Raw genomic sequence first — 19,597 nt, 5'->3', positions numbered from 1 at the left:
AGAACACTCCATCAATTCAGAGCGTTGCTACGACCATATGACTCCACCGGCCTCACAACGACCACAATTGCCAGTCATTTGGAGTTTCCTAAAGGGCATCTATGACCAACTCGAGGCACACATTGGCTCTCGCCTCGCCTGCTGCAACATTTCACGACGCTTTCCTCCTCGGCAATGGCAGCCTCGGGGCCGCCATGTTTGGGAATCCCGGAACGGAACGAGCCGCCCCTAACCTCGATACCTTTTGGTCGGGCGGACCCATAAATCCCAACGACTACGCCGCAACCAACCCCTCACAATGGCTGAATCCCCTGCGCCAAGCCATCCGCTCCCGCAACTTTGCTGAAGCGGATCAACTTGCCCGGAAACTGCAGAGTCAGCAGTACACGCAGTCATACCAGCCGCTTGGCACCCTTGAGTGGAACTACGGCCCGGCACCGTCGGGAAAGGACGACTACCTCCGCGCGCTGAATCTTCGTCGGGCAGTCGCCACGGTGTCTTACCGCAGCAGCGGCGAGCGTATCCAGCTGGAATCGTTCGTTTCGGCGCCGGATAAAGTTGCCGTCTTCGCGCTTGACCGTCCCGCCTCCGTTGGCAAGGTCCTCCCTGAAGCCACGTTCGAGTCGCCGCATCTGACCCGATCCCACATCGTGTCCAGCGGCCGGGACCAGAACCTGCGGCTGTGGATGGGCCGCGCCCCATCCTTTGTGGCGCCGAACTACGTCCATGACGAGCCTCGTCCGGTCCGCTATGCGGACGACCTCCCTGACAGCGCGGGCTTGGTGGACGCGGGCATGGGGTTCGCCGTCGCGGTACTGAGCGAACGGAACAGCGACGACGGCGAGCGGGTCCTCGTTGCCGCCGTCGACGGTTTCAGGGGTCGCACTTCCCGGCCTTCTGCAGATGTGGAGGCCCTCGGGGAGCAGGCGGTGGAGATTGTCCTGGCCGCTGCGGGGAAGACCACCCACGAACTGCGGGAGTCGCATGAAGCCGATTTCGCCAGCTACTTCGATCGGATCGATCTGGACCTTTCCGCCAGTCGGAGCGGAGCGCCGCCTGCCACCCTCGCTGCCGACGGTTCCAAGGAGCGTGACCACGCGGATCCGGCGGCGGCCGAAGTATTCTTCGACCTCGGGCGCTACCTGCTGATTTCCAGCTCCCGCCCCGGCAGCCAGCCGGCCACGCTGCAGGGCATCTGGAATCAGGACGTCAGGCCGGGTTGGAGCTGCAACTACACCACCAACATCAATGTGCAGATGAACTATTGGCCAGCCGAGGCCGCTGGCCTGTCCGATTGCGCCGCGCCGCTGCTGGATTTCATCGGTGACCTCGCTGAGCTCGGCCGGCAGACCGCGAAAGACGCGTATTCGGCAAGGGGGTGGGCGGTCCACCACAACACTGATCTGTGGGGATTTACCGTCCCGGTCAAGGGCGAACCCGTGTGGTCGAATTGGCCAATGGGCGGGCTTTGGCTCGCAGCGCAGCTCTTTGAGCGCTTCGCCTACGGCAAGGATCGCGCTTGGGCGCGTAAGGTCCTTTGGCCGGTCCTCGCTGGAGCTGCGGAGTTCGCCTTGGATCTGCTGGAACCTTACGACGACGGCCTCCTGGTTACGAATCCCTCCACTTCACCGGAGCACATGTTTAATGCTCCTGGTGGAGGCCTGTTTGCCGCAGCAGCCGGCAGCAGCATGGATCTGGAACTCGTTCGCGAGACGCTCTCGCGTGTGCTCGCGCTGCACGACGCCGGACTCTCACCCGACGGAGGGCAGGCAGCTTCCCTGGTGGCTGAGGCTCGCGAGGCTTTGGCGGCGTTGCGGAAACCGCAGCTTGGCGCTCGTGGGGAGCTCCTTGAATTCATCGAAGACTGGGAGCCCGAGGACCGCGGTCACCGGCATGTCTCCCACCTCTACGGTCTCTTCCCGGGTGAGTCCATTGATGAGCTGGCTGGACCCGTCACCTACGACGCCGCCCGCCGGGCACTTCAGGAGCGCATCGCGAACGGCGGCGGGCACACGGGATGGAGCCAGGCCTGGATTCTCTGCCTCGCAGCCCGCCTGCGGGACCCGGAGCTCGTGCAGGAATCCTTGGACATCCTGGTGAGGAAACTAACCTCCACGTCCCTGCTGGACCTCCACCCCATGGGCGACCATCCCACTGGCTTCCTGTTCCAGATCGACGGAAACTTCGGTGCCGCGGCCGGCATCATTGAAGCCTTGGTTCAGTCCCAATCCGGCAGCATCAGGGCACTCTCCGCACTGCCTTCCGCGTGGACCGCCGGAAGCCTCCGGGGCGTACACGCCCGTGGTGGACACATAGCGGACGTCTCCTGGAAGGATGGCAGGCTCGACCGGCTGGACATCCACGCAGCCCGAGACGAGGAGATTGTCCTATGCCTCCCCGAGGGAAACGTAAAGTCCAGCGTGCTCCGGGACGGTCAGCAAACTCCCGTCAGGCCCCCTTCGGCCACCGCCCCGGAGGGACGGCAGCGGTTCAGGTGGACTGCGAAATCAGGTGAACGACTAATAGTGGTACCGGTCCCCTGACCCCGCCAAAACGTGAGACAGCATCCCGAAAAGCATGCAAAACGTGAGTGAGCGTCAGAAGAAAAACACCCAAACGTGAGCGAGCGTCAGGGACTTCCGGCACAAGCGCGGCTGCGGTCTTCCGCGAAGGAGCGCATCGCGACACAACGGTCCCCGCAGGTCGCCCAGCGACCGGATGGGACCTTTTGTGTTGAGTCTAAGCGACGGCGGAAGGCCGCTGCCAAGCGAAGGCGACCACTACCCTGCGCAAATGGCGCCGCCGCCACGCGAAGGCGATTCACGCAGCGGCGGCAACCGGCGGAAGGCCTAGATCTCCGCTCCCTCCAGCAACTCCGTCACCAGGGCGGCGATCGGCGAGCGCTCCGAGCGCGTGAGGGTGATGTGGCCGAAGAGCGGGTGCCCCTTGAGGGTCTCGACTACGGCGGCGATGCCGTCGTGCCTGCCGACCCGCAGGTTGTCGCGCTGGGCGACGTCGTGGGTCAGGACGATCTTGGAGTTTTGGCCGATGCGGCTCATGACGGTCAGCAGGACGTTCTTTTCAAGGGACTGTGCCTCATCAACAATCACGAAGGCGTCGTGCAGGGAACGCCCGCGGATGTGGGTCAGCGGCAGCACTTCCAGCATGCCGCGGTCCATGACTTCCTCGACGACTTCCTGGCTGACCAGTGCCCCGAGGGTGTCGAAAACCGCTTGCGCCCAAGGGTTCATTTTCTCGGATTCCGAGCCGGGCAGGTAGCCGAGCTCCTGGCCGCCGACGGCGTAGAGGGGTCGGAACACAACCACTTTGCGGTGCTCGCGGCGCTCCAGGACGGCTTCGAGGCCCGCGCAGAGGGCCAGGGCCGACTTGCCCGTGCCGGCTCGGCCACCAATTGAGACGATGCCCACGGCGGGGTCCATGAGCATGTCGATCGCGAGGCGTTGTTCCGCGGAGCGGCCGTGCAGGCCGAAGACGTCGCGATCGCCCTTGACCAGCCTGACCTGCTTGTCGACGCCCACCCTGCCCAGGGCGGAGCCGCGGTTGGACAGGAGCACAAGGGCAGTGTTGACGGGCATTTCCGCCGCCGCGGGGATGAAGACGGGTTCGTGCCCGTAGAGGACGCCGATTTCCTCCTCGGTGGCTTCGATTTCGGCCATCCCTGTCCAGCCGGAGTCCTTGACGAGCTCGTTGCGGTACTCGTCCGCGCTGAGGCCCATTGCGGAGGCCTTGACCCGCATTGGCAGGTCCTTGGAGACAACCGTTACGTTGCTGCCCTCGTTCGCGAGGTTCTTCGCAACGGCGAGGATGCGGCTGTCATTGTCTCCACCGCGGAATCCGGCGGGCAGCACGTCGGGCGATATGTGGTTCATTTCCACCCGGAGGATGCCCCCTTCTTTCCCGATGGGGATGGAGGTGTTCAGTCCACCGTGTTCGATCCGCAGATCGTCCAGGAGCCTGAGCGCCTTGCGCGCGAAGTACCCGAGTTCGGGGTCGTGCCGTTTGCCTTCCAGCTCGGTAATGACCACGATGGGCACGATCACCTCGTGTTCGGCGAAGCGCAGGAGCGCGTGCGGGTCAGAGAGCAGCACGGACGTGTCGATAACGTAGCTGCGGCCGTGGGCCGTCCCGGAAAAAACAAAACCGGCCGCAGCGTCCTCTTGCGCTGCTCCGGTTTTCGAATTGATGCTGGCGGGTTTCGCCGCGGTTGTCCCTGCGCTGACTCGCTTGGCGCGAGAGGTAGCTTTCCTTCCCTCGTCTGCAACGACCTCGGGCAGTTCTTCAGAAATAGCCACTTCGACTCCAGCCCCGGGCACCGGCCCGGCTTTGTTATTGGTGAGGCGGCTCGGCCGGAAGGCCAGGCTCGGCCTCCCATGTAACCGGTGCGAGTGATCGCTCCATCTACTGGCCTCCCCGATCAGCCGGCGGTTTGCCTGCTGATGTGAATAACGTAAGTCCAGCGTCCGACATTCCATGGCAAGTTGACGGCGATTCGTGTTGCGGGTGCGTGAATTTAAGGTGAAGGCAAACTCACCACAGTCCTGAAGGCTCTCTGATCCTCGGCGCTTCAGATGCCTGCGCTCAGGTGCCGAAGCGCCGCTGCCGCCCAGCGTAGTCACGGAGCGCGCGGAGGAAGTCGACCTTGCGGAAAGCGGGCCAGAGGGCCTCGCAGAAGTAGAACTCGCTATAGGCGCTCTGCCACATGAGGAACCCGGACAGCCGCTGCTCGCCGGAGGTGCGGATGACGAGGTCGGGATCAGGCTGCCCGCGCGTGTAAAGGAACCGTGAGATGTCGTCCACTGTCAGTTCATCGGCGAGCTTTTCGATGTCACGCCCGGAGGCGACGGCGTCGTGCAGCAGTTCCCGCACGGCGTCGACGATTTCCCGGCGCCCACCGTAGCCGACGGCGACATTGACGTGGAGCTTTTCCCGGACGGGGGTTCGGGCCGTCAGCTTGTTGAGGCGTTCCGCGAGGTAATCGGGCAACAGCTCGGGCGCACCCATTGCGTGGACGGACACGTTTTCGGTCTCGTCCAGGCGATCCATGGTCTCGGCAATGATGCCCATCAGGAGGTCAAGTTCCTCGCCGGACCTGCTCATGTTGTCCGTGGACAGCATGTAGAGGGTCACTACTTTGACGCCGAGTTCCTTGCACCAGCCAAGGAACTCGTGGATCTTGTCCGCCCCGGCCTGGTGGCCCTGGCTCGTGGGGGCGTTGAATTGCCGCGCCCAGCGCCGGTTTCCATCCACCATGACCCCTATATGCCTGGGGATCCTGTCCTGCTTGAGGGAACGCTGCAGCTTGCGCTCGTAGAAGCCATAGAGGACCCCGGGCAATTCCACCGGACACTCACCTGACTTCCTGGACATGGCGGAAAACTTACGACGGCGGCACGCTGGGTGCCGAGGTGCACATCCTAGGCTACCCGCAGCTGAGCTGCGGTTGCTTCACGCGGGCAGCCTTCGGACCTCAATACCGCCCTTACCCACGAGTAACTTATGGTCGCGATCGTGGGTTAATCTAAAGAGATGGAAAGTGAAGTGCCGAAAGAGGGCGCAGGTTCCGCCGGGCACAATCCCGGCGGGGACAATTCGGAAGAGGAAACCCGGAGCACCGGGGATGTCGCTGCCGAACGCATCGCAGAATTACTGACCATTAAGCCGAAATGGCGCGGGTGGATCCACGCCGTCGCCACTCCCCTGGCTGTTGTCGCGGGAATTGTGCTGGTGTCCCTCTCCCCCACGCTCGACAGGAAGCTCACATCCGCGATCTACGCCCTGACCGGCGTCATGCTCTTCAGCGTTAGCGCCGTGTACCATCGCGGAAACTGGTCCCCGGATGTCCGGATGGTGCTCAAACGCCTTGACCACAGCAACATCATGCTGGTCATCGCGGGAACCTATACCCCGCTGGCCTGGTCCTTGTTGGAGCGGCAGCAGGCCGTGCTGCTGCTCTGGGTCATCTGGCCGGGAGCGCTGATCGGGGTCCTTTTCCGGGTTCTCTGGATGAGCGCGCCTCGTGCGCTCTACGTTCCCATCTACGTAGCCCTGGGCTGCGGAGCCCTGCTCTACCTTCCCGCCTTTTTCACCGCGAGCATTCCGGCGGCCATCCTAATCTGTGTCGGCGGTATTTTCTATATTGCCGGGGCCGTCTTCTACGGCATTAGGAAGCCGAACTTCAGCTATCAGCATTTTGGCTTCCATGAGCTCTTCCATGCCTTCACCGTCCTCGGCTTCGCGGCGCACTTCGCAGCGATCACCGTGGCTGTCCTGAGCTGAGCCCGAACGACGCCTGCTGAACTAACCCTGCCTGCTCTGGCTAATTTGCCGCGCTGGCTAACCCTGCCTGCTCTGGCTAGCCCTGCCGTGCCAGCGCGGCAAGCTGGCCCAGGAGTTCCTGGACACTACCGGCCGGCAGATCGCACACCATGCCCCTGCAGAGGAAGACCCGCGGGGACCCGTCAGGCGCCGCCGAACGGCCGGCCAGCAGCGGAACGACAGGTTCGCCGTCGTCATCTGGCCCGTCTCCTGGCGGAGGCTCCACCGCAACCACCATTCCGGGGCTTGTCGATTTCAGCAGGAGGTCATGCATCTCCCGCCTGGTGTCCGAGTCCGGACCCACGACGGCGGCCTCCACGGGTCCGACGACGTCCGCCTGCGCCGTTGCAAGGAGCCAGCCGGCGACGCGGGGTGCCCGGGAAACGATCGGCGGGAGCAGGGACAGGATATTTTCCGCCATTGCCCGATGCTCGTGGGACCCGGTGTAGGACGAGTAAGCGAGAAGGACTCCGGCGAAGGCAGCGGCGCCGCTGGGCGTTGCGCTGTCGAAGGGATCAAGGCCTGCATGCTGACCCTGCGCGTTGAAGACCTGCGCAGATTCTCCTGCTGTATCAACCAGGCGCCCGCCCACCACGAATCGTGCGCTGGCAGCCGCAATAAGGTCTTCGGCCAGGCGGAACCAGTGAGGGTGTCCGGTCACGGCGTACAAGGAAAGGAAGCCGTCCGCGCAGAAGGCGTAGTCCTCCAAGAGTCCCCCGATCCCGCGCGCCTGCCCGGCATGGGAAACGCGCACCAGGACCGGTTCCGGCCGATCAGCCTGCCAATGGACCCTCTCGAGGTACGTGCCGATCTCTTCCGCAGCCGCCACCAGCTCGGGCCGGTCCAAAATCGCGCCCGCCTCTGCCAGTCCGGCAATGGCGAGGCCGTTCCAGCCCGCCACCACCTTGTCATCCCGGGCCGGCTGGGGCCGCCTGTTCCTGGCGGCCAAAAGAACGGGCCGCACCCGCGACCAGAGCCGGGCGGCTGATCCCTCCAAGGGGCCTCCAGGATGGAGGGGCGAGCCCAGCTCGGACACCGAGCCCTCCGCCCGGACGTTCATGAGCAGCGCCACGGCCTCGCCATCGCCGGGGCCGAGCGCCTTGACAAGCTGGGCTGGTGTCCAGAGATACACCGCGCCCTCGTGGTGTACCCCGTCCACCACGGTATCCGCGTCCAAGGAGGAAGCCAGTCCTCCGCTCGCACTCAGGGCACCTTGAGATGTCCCGCCGGTTGTCCCCGCGTTGGAGCCAGAAGGTTCCAGGCCCAGCGCCGCGAGCATCCAATCAGCGGTGCGGGAGGCAATGTCCTCCGCTTCGCTCGCCGGGAACTCGTCGCTGCCGCCGAGCCGAACCCAGTGTGCGTAGACACGCAGGAGCTGGGCGTTGTCGTACAGCATCTTCTCGAAGTGCGGCACAGCCCAGTCAGCTGTGACGGAGTAGCGGGCAAAGCCGCCGTCGAGCTGGTCGAACAATGCGGAACGCGCCATGGCGGCCAGGGCCCGCGCCGCCATCCCCCTCGCCGAGTCGGCCGTGATGGATTCCACCGCTGCATGGCGCACCAGGAATTCAAGCACCGCCGACGGCGGGAATTTCGGCGCCCCGCCGAAGCCTCCGGCGTCGGGGTCTTCTGAGCGGGCCAAGGTGCGTACGGCTTCAGAGAGCAGGTGCGGGTCCACGGCTGCCGGGGGCCCCTGAAGCGAAACCGCCAGAGCTTGCTGTGCTTCGGCCATGCCTGCGGCCAGCCTGCGGGCGTTCTCTTCGACGGCGTCGCGGCGCTCCAGCCAGGCATCCCGCACGGCTTCGAGCACCTGCCGGAACGACGGGCGCCCGGGCACGGGAGTCGGCGGGAAGTACGTTCCGGCGTGGAAAGCCAGGCCCTCGGGATTGAGGAAGACTGACATTGGCCACCCGCCCTGGCCGCTGATGGCCTGCGTGGCGGCCATATAGATCGCGTCCACATCCGGGCGTTCCTCACGGTCCACCTTGATGGAGACGAAATTTGCGTTCAGGAAGTCCGCGGTCTCCTGGTCCTCGAACGACTCCTGGGCCATGACGTGGCACCAGTGGCAGGCGGCGTAACCGATGGACAGGAAAACAGGGACGTCCCTTGCCGCGGCAAGCGCGAAGGCCTCGTCGCCGAAGGGCTGCCAGAACACCGGGTTGTCGGCGTGCTGGCGCAAGTAGGCGGAGGGTTCGTTCCGCAGGGCATTGGAATGCTCAGGTACGTCGGGGAGCGGCATCCCCGTCCCCTTCCGATGGGTCGGGGGGCCCGGCAGGGTAGCTGCCTTCGCCCGCTCCGGAGTCGTTACTTTGGGCTGACCCGTCCTGTGCTGACAGGTCTTGTGCTGACGGCTCCTGTGCTGCCAGCCGGGCTTCCTCAACCTGTGCCCGATAACGGACCCGCCGGATGCGCCGGACCATGTCCACAATCAGCAGCGTGGTCAGCACCACGATGAAGGCCGTCAGGATGAATCCCCACGTGCCGGGCGTGACCTGGTCTTCAGACAACCCCGGACGCAACGACGGCGAGGGCGCCGGCGAGGGGGTCGTGGCCAGGGCGATGATCAAGTGCTGCACGGTTCAAACCTTCTGGTGGGAATTTCTACGCTTGATAGAAGTAGCGAATACTCCTATCTTATCCCTGCAAACAGGTCCTTTTCCGGCAGCTCCGACGGGATTCTGGACTTCACCAGTGTGTAGTCCTCCCAGGGCCACACCCGCGCCTGCATCTCTGCCGAAACGGCGAAGAAGAAGCCGAGCGGGTCCACCTGGGTGCGATGCGCGCGGAGGGCCTCGTCGCGCACTTCGAAGTAATCGCCGCAATCCACTTGGGTAGTGGTCTGGTGGACTGGAACGGTGGGGGTGTGTCCCTCGGCGTCGGCTTCGAGCCAGGCGGCAAGCCGCTCCGCATAGGGCGACTGCAGGCCGGCCTCCTCCAGCGCGAAGTGCAGCGCCCTGAAGCGCTCCGGGCTGAAAGCGCGATCGTAATAAAGTTTGCTGGGCTCCCACGCCTCTCCAGTCCCCGGATATTTCGACGGGTCGCCGGCAGCCTCGAAGGCCTCTACTGCGACCTTATGGGCCATGATGTGGTCAGGGTGCGGATAGCCGCCGTTTTCGTCATAGCTGAGGATCACCTGCGGGCGGAACTCTCGAACAAGGCGCACCAAGGGGGCTGCGGCCCGCGCCAGCGGCTGGAGCGCGAAGCAGCCCTTGGGCAGGGCAGGAAGGGGATCGCCCTCCGGAAGCCCGGAATCCACGAAACCGATCCAGCGCTGCTTAACCCCCAGGATCCTCGCTGCCTCCTGCATTTCCAGCCGCCGGGCACCTGCCATGTCGCGCTTCGGGTGCGGCGCATCGGCCATGGCGGGGTTCTGGATATCGCCCCGGGAACCGTCCGTGCAGGTGGCCACCATGACCTCCACTCCGGATGCTGCATACATAGCCATAGTCGCAGCGCCCTTGCTGGACTCGTCATCCGGATGCGCGTGGACGGCCAGCAGGCGGAGCGGTGCTGGACTGGTGGAGGCTGTCATGGGCGACGTTCCTCTTCTACTCTCGCGGCGGTTGCCAGCGGGCTTGGGCGGTCAGGTGCAGGCGGCGCAGGTGTTGGCAGTTCAGTGCCGGCAGTACGGTGCTGGCAGTTCCCGCTCGCCATTACCGGCGTACGGCAGGCGCCAGGAACCGCACTAAACTGGATGGGTGACTCCCGAGGATCCTTCGGCCACCCCACCGCCGGCAAGTACCAGCCTAGCCAATCGCTACGGCGGCCAAAAGCACGCGCTGACCCGGAAGTCCAAGCGGCTCCTCGTCCTCGCTGCCCTCCTGCTTGGGGTCGGTTTCCTGGCATGGGTTGCCACCTCGTCCGCGCAGGCCCCCGTCACCTACAAGGACATCGGTTATAGCACGGTTGATTCCACGCTTGCCGAAGTCGATTTCCAGGTCACGAAGTATCCCGGCGCCACCGCACAATGCGCAGTGAAGGCCCTCGACTCCAAGTTCGCAATAGTGGGCTGGAAGGTCGTGGAAATCGGCCCGAACGAGCCGAAGGATGGCGCCGACGGCGGGCGGACCACTGCCCAGCGCGCTACCCTGCGCACCGAGTCTGAAGCAGTTTCCGGAGTGGTCGACAGCTGCTGGATCGTGGACAGCGGTACCTAGCTCCGGTGTGAGCTGCGCCTCGTCCGGCTTTGGTTTATCCACAGGATTGACTACAATGGACCAATACCTTCACCCCGCTTAGTTGGTTGCTGAGTTCCACTGGTGGCCACCTTGGGCGGGGTCTTTGCTTGTCAGATCCATAAGGAGAAGTCCGTGTCTACCACCAACAGCGCGCCTGCAGCAGCTTGGCTTACCCAGGAAGCTTTTGACCGCCTGAAGGCAGAGCTGGACCATCTTTCCGGTGCCGGCCGGGCGGAGATCGTCCAGAAGATCGAAGCAGCCCGCCAGGAGGGCGACCTCAAGGAAAACGGCGGCTACCACGCAGCCAAGGAAGAGCAGGGCAAGATCGAGGCCCGCATCCGCCAGCTCACCGCCCTGCTGCGCGACGCCCAGGTCGGGGAGGCCCCTGCCGACGACGGAATCGTTGAGCCGGGCATGCTGGTTGTGGCCCGCATCGCCGGTGACGAGGAAAAGTTCCTCCTCGGCTCCCGTGAAATCGCCGGCGACTCCGATATCGACGTCTTCAGCGAGAAGTCTCCGCTCGGTGCGGCCATCATGGGCCACAAGGAAGGCGACAAGCTCAGCTACACCGCCCCGAACGGCAAGGAAATCGCCGTCGAAATCATCTCTGCCAAGCCGTACGCCGGCTAGCCAGTCCGAACACCAAACAGCGACGCCGGTCCCCCTCCCGGGGAGGACCGGCGTCGTTGTTTTGCGGCGTTTTGTTAGGTTCCGGCGCCACCCCTTTTTAGCAACGCGGGGTCATATCGCCCATCCATGGCGCTGGAATGGGCGACAAGTGACTCCGCGTCGCTTTATGGGCCGCGTCCCGGGCCTCGTACCCGGAGCAGGACTGCGGCCGCTACTCCTCCGATAGCACCGCCCAGATGGGCCTGCCAGGAAACGAAGCCGGCCACGGTGGGAATTACGCCGAACAGGATGCCACCGTAGGCCATAAAAAGCACTACCGATAGCAGGATCTGCCACCAGCTGCGGTTGAAGAAGCCACGCACCAGCAGGAACGCGAAGAGTCCAAAGACCAGGCCCGAGGACCCAACCGTGATCCCCCCGGCGCCGATCAGCCACACGGCCAGGCCGGAACCGAGCCAGCTGAGTGCAAGGGCGGTGAGGAAGACCCGGATTCCCGAAAGGAAGGCCAGGAATCCGAAGATGATCAGCGGCAAGGCGTTGGACAGCAAGTGCGCCAGGTTGGCGTGCAGGAGCGGGAACGTGAAGATGTCAAAGATTCCGTCGGGGCTCCTCGGGCGCAGGCCGAAGGTCACATTGAGCCTGTGCAGCATGAGGATATTAATCAGCTCAACGACGAACAGCACAATCACGAAGCCGCCCATGAACAGCAGGCCACCCTTGGCCCTGCCCGCGAGCGTGTCCCTGGCCTCCGGCTCGCCCCCGGAAGTACCGAGCACCATGAGCGCTCCTCCTGTCAGTACAGCCAGTCAATACGGTACAGCCAGCCAGTTCAGTACAGCCATTCAGTGCAGTACAGCCGAACTATCAGTGCACGACGATCGGCTGAAACCCCTCGGCGCGAAGCGCACCAAGCACCTGCTCACCGTGCTCATGGCCCTTCGTTTCAAGGTTAACAGTGATGGACACGTCGCCCATGCTGATGGAGCCGCCCACACGTGTGTGGTCCAGCCCCGTCACGTTCGCGTCGTTCTCGGCAATGATGCGGGCGATCGTGGCAAGTGAGCCGGGACGGTCGTCGAGCATCATCCGCACAGTCATGTAACGTCCGGCAGCTGAGAGGCCGCGCTGGATGACCTTGAGCATCAGCATGGGATCGATGTTTCCGCCGGAGAGGATCACCGCCGTGGTGCCCGGGTTTTCGATTTTGCCGTCCATGAGGGCGGCGACTCCCACCGCTCCGGCCGGCTCCACTACCATCTTGGCCCGCTCGAGCAGGAAAATCAGTGCCCTGGCGAGGGAGTCCTCACTCACTGTCACGACGTCGTCCACGAGTTCACGGATGATGCTGAAGGGCAGCTGTCCGGGACGTCCGACGGCGATGCCGTCCGCCATGGTGGAAACCCTCTTCAGCGGCACAAGGGCGTCGGCAGCCAGCGACGGCGGGTAGGCGGCCGCATTTTCCGCCTGGACGCCGATGATCCTGATGTTGCGCCCCAGTTCCTTGGCCCTGGCCTTGATGGCTACCGCCACGCCCGCGAGCAGCCCGCCCCCGCCGACCCCCATAAGGATGGTGTCGACGTCGGGTACCTGTTCCAGGATTTCCAGGCCGATGGTGCCCTGGCCGGCAACAACGTCCACATTGTCGAAGGGATGGACGAAGACGGCCCCGGTCTCGTTGGCGTACCGCTGGGCTTCGGCGAGGGCCTCATCCACGTTGTGGCCGTGCAGGACCACTTCGGCGCCGTGGCTTCGTGTCGCAGCGAGCTTAGGCAGAGCAACACCCAACGGCATATAGATCCGTGCTTTGATCCCCAGGCTCTTGGCGGCGACGGCGACGCCCTGGGCGTGGTTACCGGCTGAAGCCGCAACAACTCCGCGTTTCTTTTCCTCCGGGGAGAGACGCGCCATGCGCACATAGGCGCCCCGCACCTTGAAGGATCCGGCGCGCTGGAGATTTTCGCACTTGAAGAAGACCTCGCCACCCACCATGGCGCCCAGTGCCCTGGACGTCTCGATCGGCGTCCTGGTGATAATTCCCTCAAGCAGCTTCTGCGCCTCGAGGACATCGTCCAGCGTGACGGGCAGTACTTCGAGGGTATTCACAGGTCATTCTCCTTTGTCCTTGTCGGCGGCCGCACCCCGGGAGGAGGCTTCCGCGGCAGACATCTTGGCAGCTCCGCCGCCGATACCGCGGTTCCGCGAGCCGGGGAAGCTGACAGTCTTGATGGTTGTGTCCTGGCTTGTGGCCGCCAAGGCAGCCTCGGTCCGCAGTCGGGCGACGGCCAGTCCTTCATCATGTTCCCACGTCCGCGCCGCAATATAGCGAATGGCCGAGTTTGCTACGGCCAGCAGGGGGACGGCAAAGAGCGCTCCCGGGATGCCCGCGAGGTAGGAACCGGCTGCCACGGAGAGGATCACAGCCACTGGATGCAGTGCCACGGCCTTGCCCATCACGAGGGGCTGGAGGATGTGGCTCTCCAGCTGCTGCACCAGCAGCACAATGCCAAGCATGATGAGCGCGTTCACCGGGCCGTTGGCCACAAGGGCCAGCAGGACCGCGATGGCGCCGGTCACCAGGGCACCAACGACCGGAATGAAGGAACCGATGAAGACCAGCACCGACAGCGGAAGTGCCAGGGGCACTCCGATAATCGCTGCGCCGACGCCAATGCCCACCGCGTCCACGAAAGCCACAAACATCTGGATGCGGGTGTAGTTCACCATTGAGGTCCAGCCGCGCCGGCCGGCGCCGTCCGTAGCGGCGCGTGCCTGGCGCGGCATGAGCCGTACCAGGAAGCCCCAGATTCGTTCTCCCTCCAGCAGGAAGAAAATCAGGATGAAGAGCGCCAGGACCATCCCGGCCGCGAAGTGTCCTGCTGTGCTTCCGAAGGAAAGGGCGCCGCTGAGGATGCTGCTGCTGTTGTTCTGCAGGGCTGTGGTTGCGTCCCTGATGTATTGATCGATTTGGGCAGCAGTGAGGTGCAGCGGTCCTTCGGCGAGCCAGGTCTGGATGGTCTGGATGCCCGCCAGGGATTCCTGCCACAGCTCCGCGAAACCGGACACCAGTTGCCGGCCGACCAGGGCCAGCGCGCCCGCGATCAGCCCCATAAAGCCGAGCACTGTGATAGCCACGGCGGCTCCATTGGGAAGCCCGTTCCGCAGCCACGCCACAACCGGGTACAGGAGTCCGGCGAGGAGAGCGGCCACCATGATGGGAATGATCAGGAAGCTGACCCTTCCCAGCAGCCATACAAGGGCGCCGCCAACGACTAGCAGCAGGCCGATGCGCCATGCCCAGGCGGCCGCGATGCGGACGCCGTACGGGATGTCCTCGGCAATTTGCGTCTCGTTGCGCTTCGAAGTCCTGGCCGCGCCCGCTTCCTGCGACTGGTCAGGCTCCTGCGCCAGCGCGGGCTCCTGCGACAGCGCGGGCTCCTGCGACAGCTGCTGGGAAACGGCCGCTTGTGTCGCCATTGGCGGAGTCGATGAGGCATCGTTTGCAGGCGTCATGACTCAATACTTCCCCAGCCACACCCCTGTAGGGAAACTCGGTAGGGAAACCGTTGGGCCAACGGTCCCTTATAGGGAGGCCGTGATACCCCAGTTCATCATGAAGGACTCCCCTGGGGCGAGCCACCGCAGCCCGTCGCCGCTGTTGAAGGCGTTGGCCGGTCCCGTCATGGGTTCGATCGCAACTGCCTTTTCGCGGCCCGGGAAGGTTTCGGAGACAAAGACATGGACATAGGAGCAGTTCTCATCCTGTTCGAGGCTAACGGTGCGACCGTCCGAAGCCGAAAGAACGTGGCGGGCGGTGCCGCCGTCGAACTCCAGGTCCGTATATGCGACGTCGATCTTCAGTCCGGAAACCTGCCGGCCTTCTCGGAGGTCGAAGTCTATGCCGACGGGCTCCGCATTCCGGGGAATCAATTTCTCGTCCGCGAGCAGCCGGGTAGCGGCAGGCACGGTCAGCACGAGCTCTTCCAACGGTGTGTCACCGAGCCGCAGGTACGGGTGTGCCCCCAGCACGAAAGGGGCGGCGCTGTGCGAATCGTTGACCAGGGTTTGGGCGACGCGCAGGGCCAAGCTTTCGTCCAGTTCATACCTGACCTGGTGCCGCACCAGGAAGGGGTAACCGTGCTGCGGAAAGATCGTGGCTTCCAGCGTGATGGAGAACTCGGATTCTTCCATGAGGCAATAGGAGGCGTTGCGCAGCAGGCCATGGCTTGCATTGCCCCTGGAGACCTCCGTGATATCCAGCTGCTGCTTCTTGCCGTTCAGGTACCAGACTCCGCCTTCAATACGATTCGCCCAGGGGGCCAGGGTGATACCGGTGGCCCCGGGAGGAATCTCGTCGTCGGAATAGCTCTCCGTCAGTTGAATCCCGGAGCGGCTGAACAGCCGCAGCCCGGCGGCGAGCTCGGTGACGACGGCGAGGGCGTCGCCGCGGCGCAGTTCAAACTGCCGGCCTGTGGCGTAACGCCGGGATTCAGCGTCGTGGGCGTCGGCGTAGGAAGGAGAATCGGGGTGCATGGCAATACCGTACCGTGCCACCAGTACAGTGCAGCCTGCCTCCTCGCCTCCCCATTGTTACTTTTTGTTTGAATTTATGCTGTTTTGAACGTTTTTGGCGCAAAGTGTGGGACACTGGACGTCAGAAACCCGTACGCGTCCAGCCCCCGTGAGGACACCAGCGATGACCACGATCACCAACACCACCCTGTCTGATGGCCGGGAGCTGATCTATTTTGATGATTCCACGGCCGCGCCCGGCAGCCGTGACCGCTCCGCCGAGGCCACTACGGACCATCGGGAACTCCCGCCCCGTGGAGCCCCCGGCGAAGTGCGCTTCGATGCGCTGTCAGGCGAATGGGTGGCCGTGGCCGCGCACCGGCAGAGCCGAACCCACCTGCCTCCTGCAGAACAATGCCCCATCTGCCCCACCACTGCGGGAAATCCCTCGGAGATCCCGGCGTCCGACTACGACGTCGTCGTTTTTGAAAACCGCTTCCCTTCGTTGGGGCCGGATCTTGGGGACATCCCTTCCCATCCCACCTGGGGCACGACCGGGCCCGCCTACGGCCGCTGTGAAGTGGTCTCCTTCACGCCGGAGCACACGGGTTCATTCAGTGGGTTGAGCGAAGTACGCGCCCGCACTGTCGTAGAGGCCTGGGCCCAGCGCACCGCGGCCCTGAGCGCGATGCCCGGCATCAAGCAGGTGTTTCCGTTCGAAAACCGGGGCGCGGAAATCGGAGTGACCCTGCACCATCCGCACGGCCAGATTTACGCCTACCCCTACATCACGCCTCGCGCTGAAGTCATGGGGGCGGCAGCCCGCCGTCATTTCGACCGGGTGGACGGCAAGGAGACGCTGATGGCGTCGCTCCTCCGGGCAGAACGCGAGGACGGAAGCCGGATGGTTCTCGAAAGCGACAACTTCAGCGCCTTCGTTCCCTTTGCCGCCCGCTGGCCGCTGGAGATCCACCTTGTTCCGCACCGCCAGGTTCCGGACCTTGCGGGACTGACGGGCGAAGAAAGGGACGAGCTCGCCCACGTCTACTTGGACCTGTTGAAGAGGCTGGACGCTCTCTACCCAACACCGACGCCTTATATTTCGGCCTGGCACCAGGCGCCCCTTGACGCCGTGCTTCGCCCCGCCAGCTACCTCCACCTGCAATTGACGTCCCCGCGCCGCGCCGCCGACAAGCTGAAGTTCCTTGCAGGCTCGGAAGCCGCCATGGGAGCCTTCATCAACGACACCACACCGGAAGCCGTGGCCGAACGCCTTCGCTCAGTCGTCGTCCCGGCAGCCACCACAGTCCTGGAAAGCGTGAACTCATGATTACCGCTCCCTCAGTCGCCCAGCTCAGCTCCCGCTTCGAGGAAGCCTTTGGTACCGCTCCCGACGGCGTCTGGCAGGCCCCGGGAAGGGTCAACCTGATCGGTGAACACACTGACTACAACGAGGGCTTTGTCCTGCCGTTCGCTATCGATAAGACAGCACGTGTAGCCATTCGCGTCCGCAGAGACTCGACGGTCCGGATGCTGTCCACGTACGGGGACCATGGCCTGGTTGAAACAGATATCGCCACCCTGGAACCGTTGACGGCTAAGGGCTGGACCAAGTATCCGCTGGGTGTCGTCTGGGCGCTCAAGCAACGCGGTATCGACGTTCCCGGGCTTGACCTCCTCCTGGACTCGGACGTGCCCTTGGGCGCCGGACTGTCGTCCTCCCACGCGATCGAATGCGCGGTCATCCTCGCCCTGAATGAGCTGACGGACGCTGGCCTGGCGGCCGAGCAGATGGTGCTCGCCACGCAGCATGCGGAGAACGCCTTCGTGGGCGCGCCAACCGGGATCATGGACCAGTCTGCCTCGCTGCGAGGCGCCAAGGGCCATGCAGTCTTCCTGGATTGCCGGGACCAGGGCGTGCAGCTTGTCCCTTTCGAAGCCGAAGAAGCAGGACTTGTCCTGCTCGTCATCGACACGAAGGTCTCGCACTCCCACGCCGACGGCGGCTACGCGTCCCGCCGCGAATCCTGCGAACTCGGCGCCCAGGTCCTGGGGGTTCCCGCCCTCCGGGATGTCGGCGTCGAGATGCTGGAAGAGGCCTCCGGCCTGCTGGATGACGTGACATTCCGCAGGGTCCGGCACGTGGTGACCGAAAACGACCGCGTCCTGCAGACAGTGGAACTGCTCAGCTCGGATGGTCCTCAGTACATCGGCGCCCTCCTGGACGCCAGCCACGTGTCGATGAGGGACGACTTCGAAATCTCCTGCCAGGAGCTGGACGTAGCGGTGGAAGCCTCCCGGTCAAGCGGCGCCATTGGCGCCCGGATGACCGGTGGCGGCTTTGGCGGCTCTGCCATTGCCCTGACTCCCGCCAGGCTGGAGCAGCAGGTGCGGGACGCCGTCGTTATCGCTTTTGCCGACGCCGGGTTCACCACCCCGGACATCTTCACGGTGACCCCCGCCGATGGCGCCCGCCGCCTCGCCTGAACGGCCTGCCGGAACGCCTGCTTCGAGCGCCGCCCAAGTAGGTCGCATTAGTTGTCGTTTTGGGCCCCCAGAACGACAACTAATGCGAGTCAGTTGGGGATTTCCGGCCCTTTAGCAACCTTAGGCAGGGGGCTAAGCTGAGGCCATGACTGAGGCTGTCATTGTATCCACGGCAAGGAGTCCGATCGGCCGGGCCTTCAAGGGCTCCCTGAAGGACGAACGCCCTGACGATCTCGCCACCGCAATGGTCATGGCGGCACTTGCCAAGGTGCCTGGCTTCGAGGCCGGCCTCAATGACGGCCGCGCCCTTGACGACCTTTATCTTGGCTGTGCCGAACCAAGCGGTGAGGCGGGCTCCAACATGGCGCGGGTGGTGGCCGTGCTGGCTGGAATGGATGAGGTGCCCGCCGTGACCGTGAACCGGTTCTGTGCCTCCAGCCTGCAGACCCTGCGCATGGCTTTCCATGCCATCAAGGCCGGGGAAGGGCATGCCTTTGTCTCCGCCGGAGTTGAAGCCGTTTCCCGGTACCAGAACTGGGCCGGGGCCGGGGAAACCGATGCCGGCAATCACAACCCGCTGTTTGAGGCGGCAGGGAAGCGTACAGCAGCCCGCGCTGCTTCCAACACGCCTTGGACCGATCCGCGTCTGGGCGGGCGCCTTCCGGACGTCTACATCGCAATGGGGCAGACCGCCGAAAACGTCGCCACGAGCTACGGCATCAGCCGGGCTGAGCAGGACGAGTGGGCCGTGCTGAGCCAGAATAGGGCCGAAGCCGCCATCGCCTCCGGGTTCTATGCCCGGGAGATCACTCCCTACACCAGGAAAGACGGATCAGTGGTGGACCGGGACGACTCTCCCCGCGTGGGAGTCACGCTCGAGGCTGTCGCAGCACTGGAGCCCGTGTTCCGGCGCGAAGGGACAGTCACGGCCGGCAATGCCTGCCCGCTCAATGACGGTGCGGCAGCCGTCGTCGTCATGAGCAACACCCGGGCGGCCGAACTGGGGCTTCAGCCCCTGGCGCGCGTCGTCTCGACCGGGGTCAGTGCACTTTCACCTGAGCTCATGGGCATGGGGCCTGTTGAATCAACCAGGCGGGCCCTGGCACAGGCCGGGCTGACGTTGCAGGACATCGACCTCGTGGAGTTGAACGAAGCGTTCGCGGTCCAGGTTGTGGCAAGCGCCCGGGATCTGGGCATCGACCCGGAGAAACTCAATGTCCATGGTGGTGCCATTGCCCTCGGCCATCCCTTCGGCATGACCGGGGCCAGAATGACCGCAACCCTCCTCAATGGCCTGCGCGAGAGGGACGGAACGCTGGGGCTTGCGACGCTCTGCGTGGGCGGGGGCCAGGGAATGGCCGTGGTCTTCGAACGGCTCAGCTAAGAGGGGAAGCTGGGACACTGCGCATGAAAATACCCCCGGCGATGAATCCGCCGGGGGTATTTTCCTAGCTCAG

The 19,597-nt window shown here is 64.4% G+C and carries 16 protein-coding genes; 7 read left to right on the top strand and 9 right to left on the bottom strand.

The window, feature by feature from the left end; all coding sequences use genetic code 11:
* Nucleotides 1-101: 101 nt before the first annotated feature.
* The gene (locus J7E82_RS16875; protein WP_214864693.1) at nucleotides 102-2,543 is read left to right on the top strand and encodes a glycoside hydrolase N-terminal domain-containing protein; all 2,442 of its coding nucleotides are present in this window, start codon (nucleotides 102-104) and stop codon (nucleotides 2,541-2,543) included.
* Between the two features lie 306 nt (nucleotides 2,544-2,849).
* Here J7E82_RS16875 and J7E82_RS16870 read toward each other — a convergent pair whose 3' ends face one another.
* Together J7E82_RS16870 and J7E82_RS16865 are read right to left on the bottom strand one after the other, a co-directional pair.
* Nucleotides 2,850-4,313, bottom strand: coding sequence for a PhoH family protein (locus J7E82_RS16870; RefSeq protein WP_214864691.1), 1,464 nt, complete (start codon nucleotides 4,311-4,313; stop codon nucleotides 2,850-2,852).
* A 286-nt stretch (nucleotides 4,314-4,599) separates the two neighbouring features.
* Nucleotides 4,600-5,388 (bottom strand): isoprenyl transferase, encoded by a 789-nt coding sequence (locus J7E82_RS16865; RefSeq protein ID WP_214864689.1) that lies wholly within the window; start codon nucleotides 5,386-5,388, stop codon nucleotides 4,600-4,602.
* 267 nt (nucleotides 5,389-5,655) lie between these two features.
* On the opposite strand from J7E82_RS16865, the gene J7E82_RS16860 reads away from it, so the two are divergent.
* Nucleotides 5,656-6,297, top strand: a complete 642-nt coding sequence (locus J7E82_RS16860) for a hemolysin III family protein (RefSeq protein ID WP_374223633.1) — start codon at nucleotides 5,656-5,658, stop codon at nucleotides 6,295-6,297.
* A gap of 76 nt (nucleotides 6,298-6,373) precedes the next feature.
* On the opposite strand, the gene J7E82_RS16855 is transcribed toward J7E82_RS16860, so the two are convergent.
* From J7E82_RS16855 to mca, 3 genes are read right to left on the bottom strand one after another with little or no spacing between them, the layout of a single operon-like run.
* Nucleotides 6,374-8,575, bottom strand: a complete 2,202-nt coding sequence (locus J7E82_RS16855) for a thioredoxin domain-containing protein (protein ID WP_214864685.1) — start codon at nucleotides 8,573-8,575, stop codon at nucleotides 6,374-6,376.
* Nucleotides 8,553-8,912 (bottom strand): hypothetical protein, encoded by a 360-nt coding sequence (locus J7E82_RS16850; protein WP_214864683.1) that lies wholly within the window; start codon nucleotides 8,910-8,912, stop codon nucleotides 8,553-8,555. Before J7E82_RS16850 ends, J7E82_RS16855 begins: the two co-directional genes overlap by 23 nt.
* 53 nt (nucleotides 8,913-8,965) lie before the next feature.
* Nucleotides 8,966-9,868: a mycothiol conjugate amidase Mca gene (gene mca, locus J7E82_RS16845; protein WP_214864681.1), complete on the bottom strand. Its 903-nt coding sequence runs from the start codon at nucleotides 9,866-9,868 to the stop codon at nucleotides 8,966-8,968.
* A gap of 166 nt (nucleotides 9,869-10,034) precedes the next feature.
* Here mca and J7E82_RS16840 point away from each other — a divergent pair, with 166 nt between their 5' ends.
* Both J7E82_RS16840 and greA read left to right on the top strand, forming a co-directional pair.
* Nucleotides 10,035-10,493: a DUF4307 domain-containing protein gene (locus J7E82_RS16840; RefSeq protein ID WP_214864680.1), complete on the top strand. Its 459-nt coding sequence runs from the start codon at nucleotides 10,035-10,037 to the stop codon at nucleotides 10,491-10,493.
* A gap of 153 nt (nucleotides 10,494-10,646) precedes the next feature.
* Nucleotides 10,647-11,144, top strand: coding sequence for a transcription elongation factor GreA (gene greA, locus J7E82_RS16835; RefSeq protein ID WP_214864677.1), 498 nt, complete (start codon nucleotides 10,647-10,649; stop codon nucleotides 11,142-11,144).
* Nucleotides 11,145-11,308: 164 nt separating this feature from the next.
* On the opposite strand, the gene J7E82_RS16830 is transcribed toward greA, so the two are convergent.
* The 4 genes from J7E82_RS16830 to J7E82_RS16815 form a co-directional block, all read right to left on the bottom strand.
* Nucleotides 11,309-11,923 carry a rhomboid family intramembrane serine protease gene (locus J7E82_RS16830; RefSeq protein WP_214864675.1) on the bottom strand — a complete coding sequence of 205 codons (615 nt, stop codon included), beginning with the start codon at nucleotides 11,921-11,923 and terminating at the stop codon, nucleotides 11,309-11,311.
* 85 nt (nucleotides 11,924-12,008) lie between these two features.
* On the bottom strand, nucleotides 12,009-13,247 hold the full coding sequence (ilvA, locus tag J7E82_RS16825) for a threonine ammonia-lyase (protein ID WP_214864673.1): 1,239 nt from the start codon (nucleotides 13,245-13,247) through the stop codon (nucleotides 12,009-12,011).
* Between the two features lie 3 nt (nucleotides 13,248-13,250).
* The gene (locus tag J7E82_RS16820; RefSeq protein WP_251042023.1) at nucleotides 13,251-14,618 is read right to left on the bottom strand and encodes an AI-2E family transporter; all 1,368 of its coding nucleotides are present in this window, start codon (nucleotides 14,616-14,618) and stop codon (nucleotides 13,251-13,253) included.
* A 105-nt stretch (nucleotides 14,619-14,723) separates the two neighbouring features.
* Entirely contained in the window at nucleotides 14,724-15,674 is a 951-nt protein-coding gene (locus J7E82_RS16815) for an aldose 1-epimerase family protein (RefSeq protein ID WP_214864669.1), read from the bottom strand.
* Between the two features lie 163 nt (nucleotides 15,675-15,837).
* On the opposite strand from J7E82_RS16815, the gene galT reads away from it, so the two are divergent.
* The 3 genes from galT to J7E82_RS16800 all read left to right on the top strand — a co-directional run bounded on the left by galT (nucleotide 15,838) and on the right by J7E82_RS16800 (nucleotide 19,524).
* Nucleotides 15,838-16,983, top strand: coding sequence for a galactose-1-phosphate uridylyltransferase (gene galT / locus J7E82_RS16810; RefSeq protein WP_214864667.1), 1,146 nt, complete (start codon nucleotides 15,838-15,840; stop codon nucleotides 16,981-16,983).
* Entirely contained in the window at nucleotides 16,980-18,140 is a 1,161-nt protein-coding gene (galK, locus tag J7E82_RS16805) for a galactokinase (RefSeq protein ID WP_214864665.1), read from the top strand. The genes galT and galK overlap by 4 nt, the downstream gene beginning before the upstream one ends.
* A gap of 145 nt (nucleotides 18,141-18,285) precedes the next feature.
* Nucleotides 18,286-19,524 (top strand): acetyl-CoA C-acetyltransferase, encoded by a 1,239-nt coding sequence (locus J7E82_RS16800; protein WP_214864663.1) that lies wholly within the window; start codon nucleotides 18,286-18,288, stop codon nucleotides 19,522-19,524.
* Nucleotides 19,525-19,597: the final 73 nt, after the last annotated feature.

Origin of the sequence: Arthrobacter sp. ISL-30 (genome assembly GCF_018613855.1) — a bacterium.
Taxonomy (GTDB): domain Bacteria; phylum Actinomycetota; class Actinomycetes; order Actinomycetales; family Micrococcaceae; genus Arthrobacter.
This window is presented reverse-complemented; position numbering and strand designations above follow the sequence as displayed.

Excerpts from the sequence above, each read along its gene's own strand:
- J7E82_RS16875 (WP_214864693.1), top strand. The coding sequence starts at position 102 with ATGACCAACTCGAGGCACACATTGGCTCTCGCCTCGCCTGCTGCAACA.
- J7E82_RS16865 (WP_214864689.1), bottom strand. The coding sequence starts at position 5,388 with ATGTCCAGGAAGTCAGGTGAGTGTCCGGTGGAATTGCCCGGGGTCCTC.
- J7E82_RS16855 (WP_214864685.1), bottom strand. The coding sequence starts at position 8,575 with ATGCCGCTCCCCGACGTACCTGAGCATTCCAATGCCCTGCGGAACGAA.
- mca (WP_214864681.1), bottom strand. The coding sequence starts at position 9,868 with ATGACAGCCTCCACCAGTCCAGCACCGCTCCGCCTGCTGGCCGTCCAC.
- J7E82_RS16830 (WP_214864675.1), bottom strand. The coding sequence starts at position 11,923 with ATGGTGCTCGGTACTTCCGGGGGCGAGCCGGAGGCCAGGGACACGCTC.
- J7E82_RS16820 (WP_251042023.1), bottom strand. The coding sequence starts at position 14,618 with ATGGCGACACAAGCGGCCGTTTCCCAGCAGCTGTCGCAGGAGCCCGCG.
- J7E82_RS16815 (WP_214864669.1), bottom strand. The coding sequence starts at position 15,674 with ATGCACCCCGATTCTCCTTCCTACGCCGACGCCCACGACGCTGAATCC.
- galT (WP_214864667.1), top strand. The coding sequence starts at position 15,838 with ATGACCACGATCACCAACACCACCCTGTCTGATGGCCGGGAGCTGATC.
- galK (WP_214864665.1), top strand. The coding sequence starts at position 16,980 with ATGATTACCGCTCCCTCAGTCGCCCAGCTCAGCTCCCGCTTCGAGGAA.
- J7E82_RS16800 (WP_214864663.1), top strand. The coding sequence starts at position 18,286 with ATGACTGAGGCTGTCATTGTATCCACGGCAAGGAGTCCGATCGGCCGG.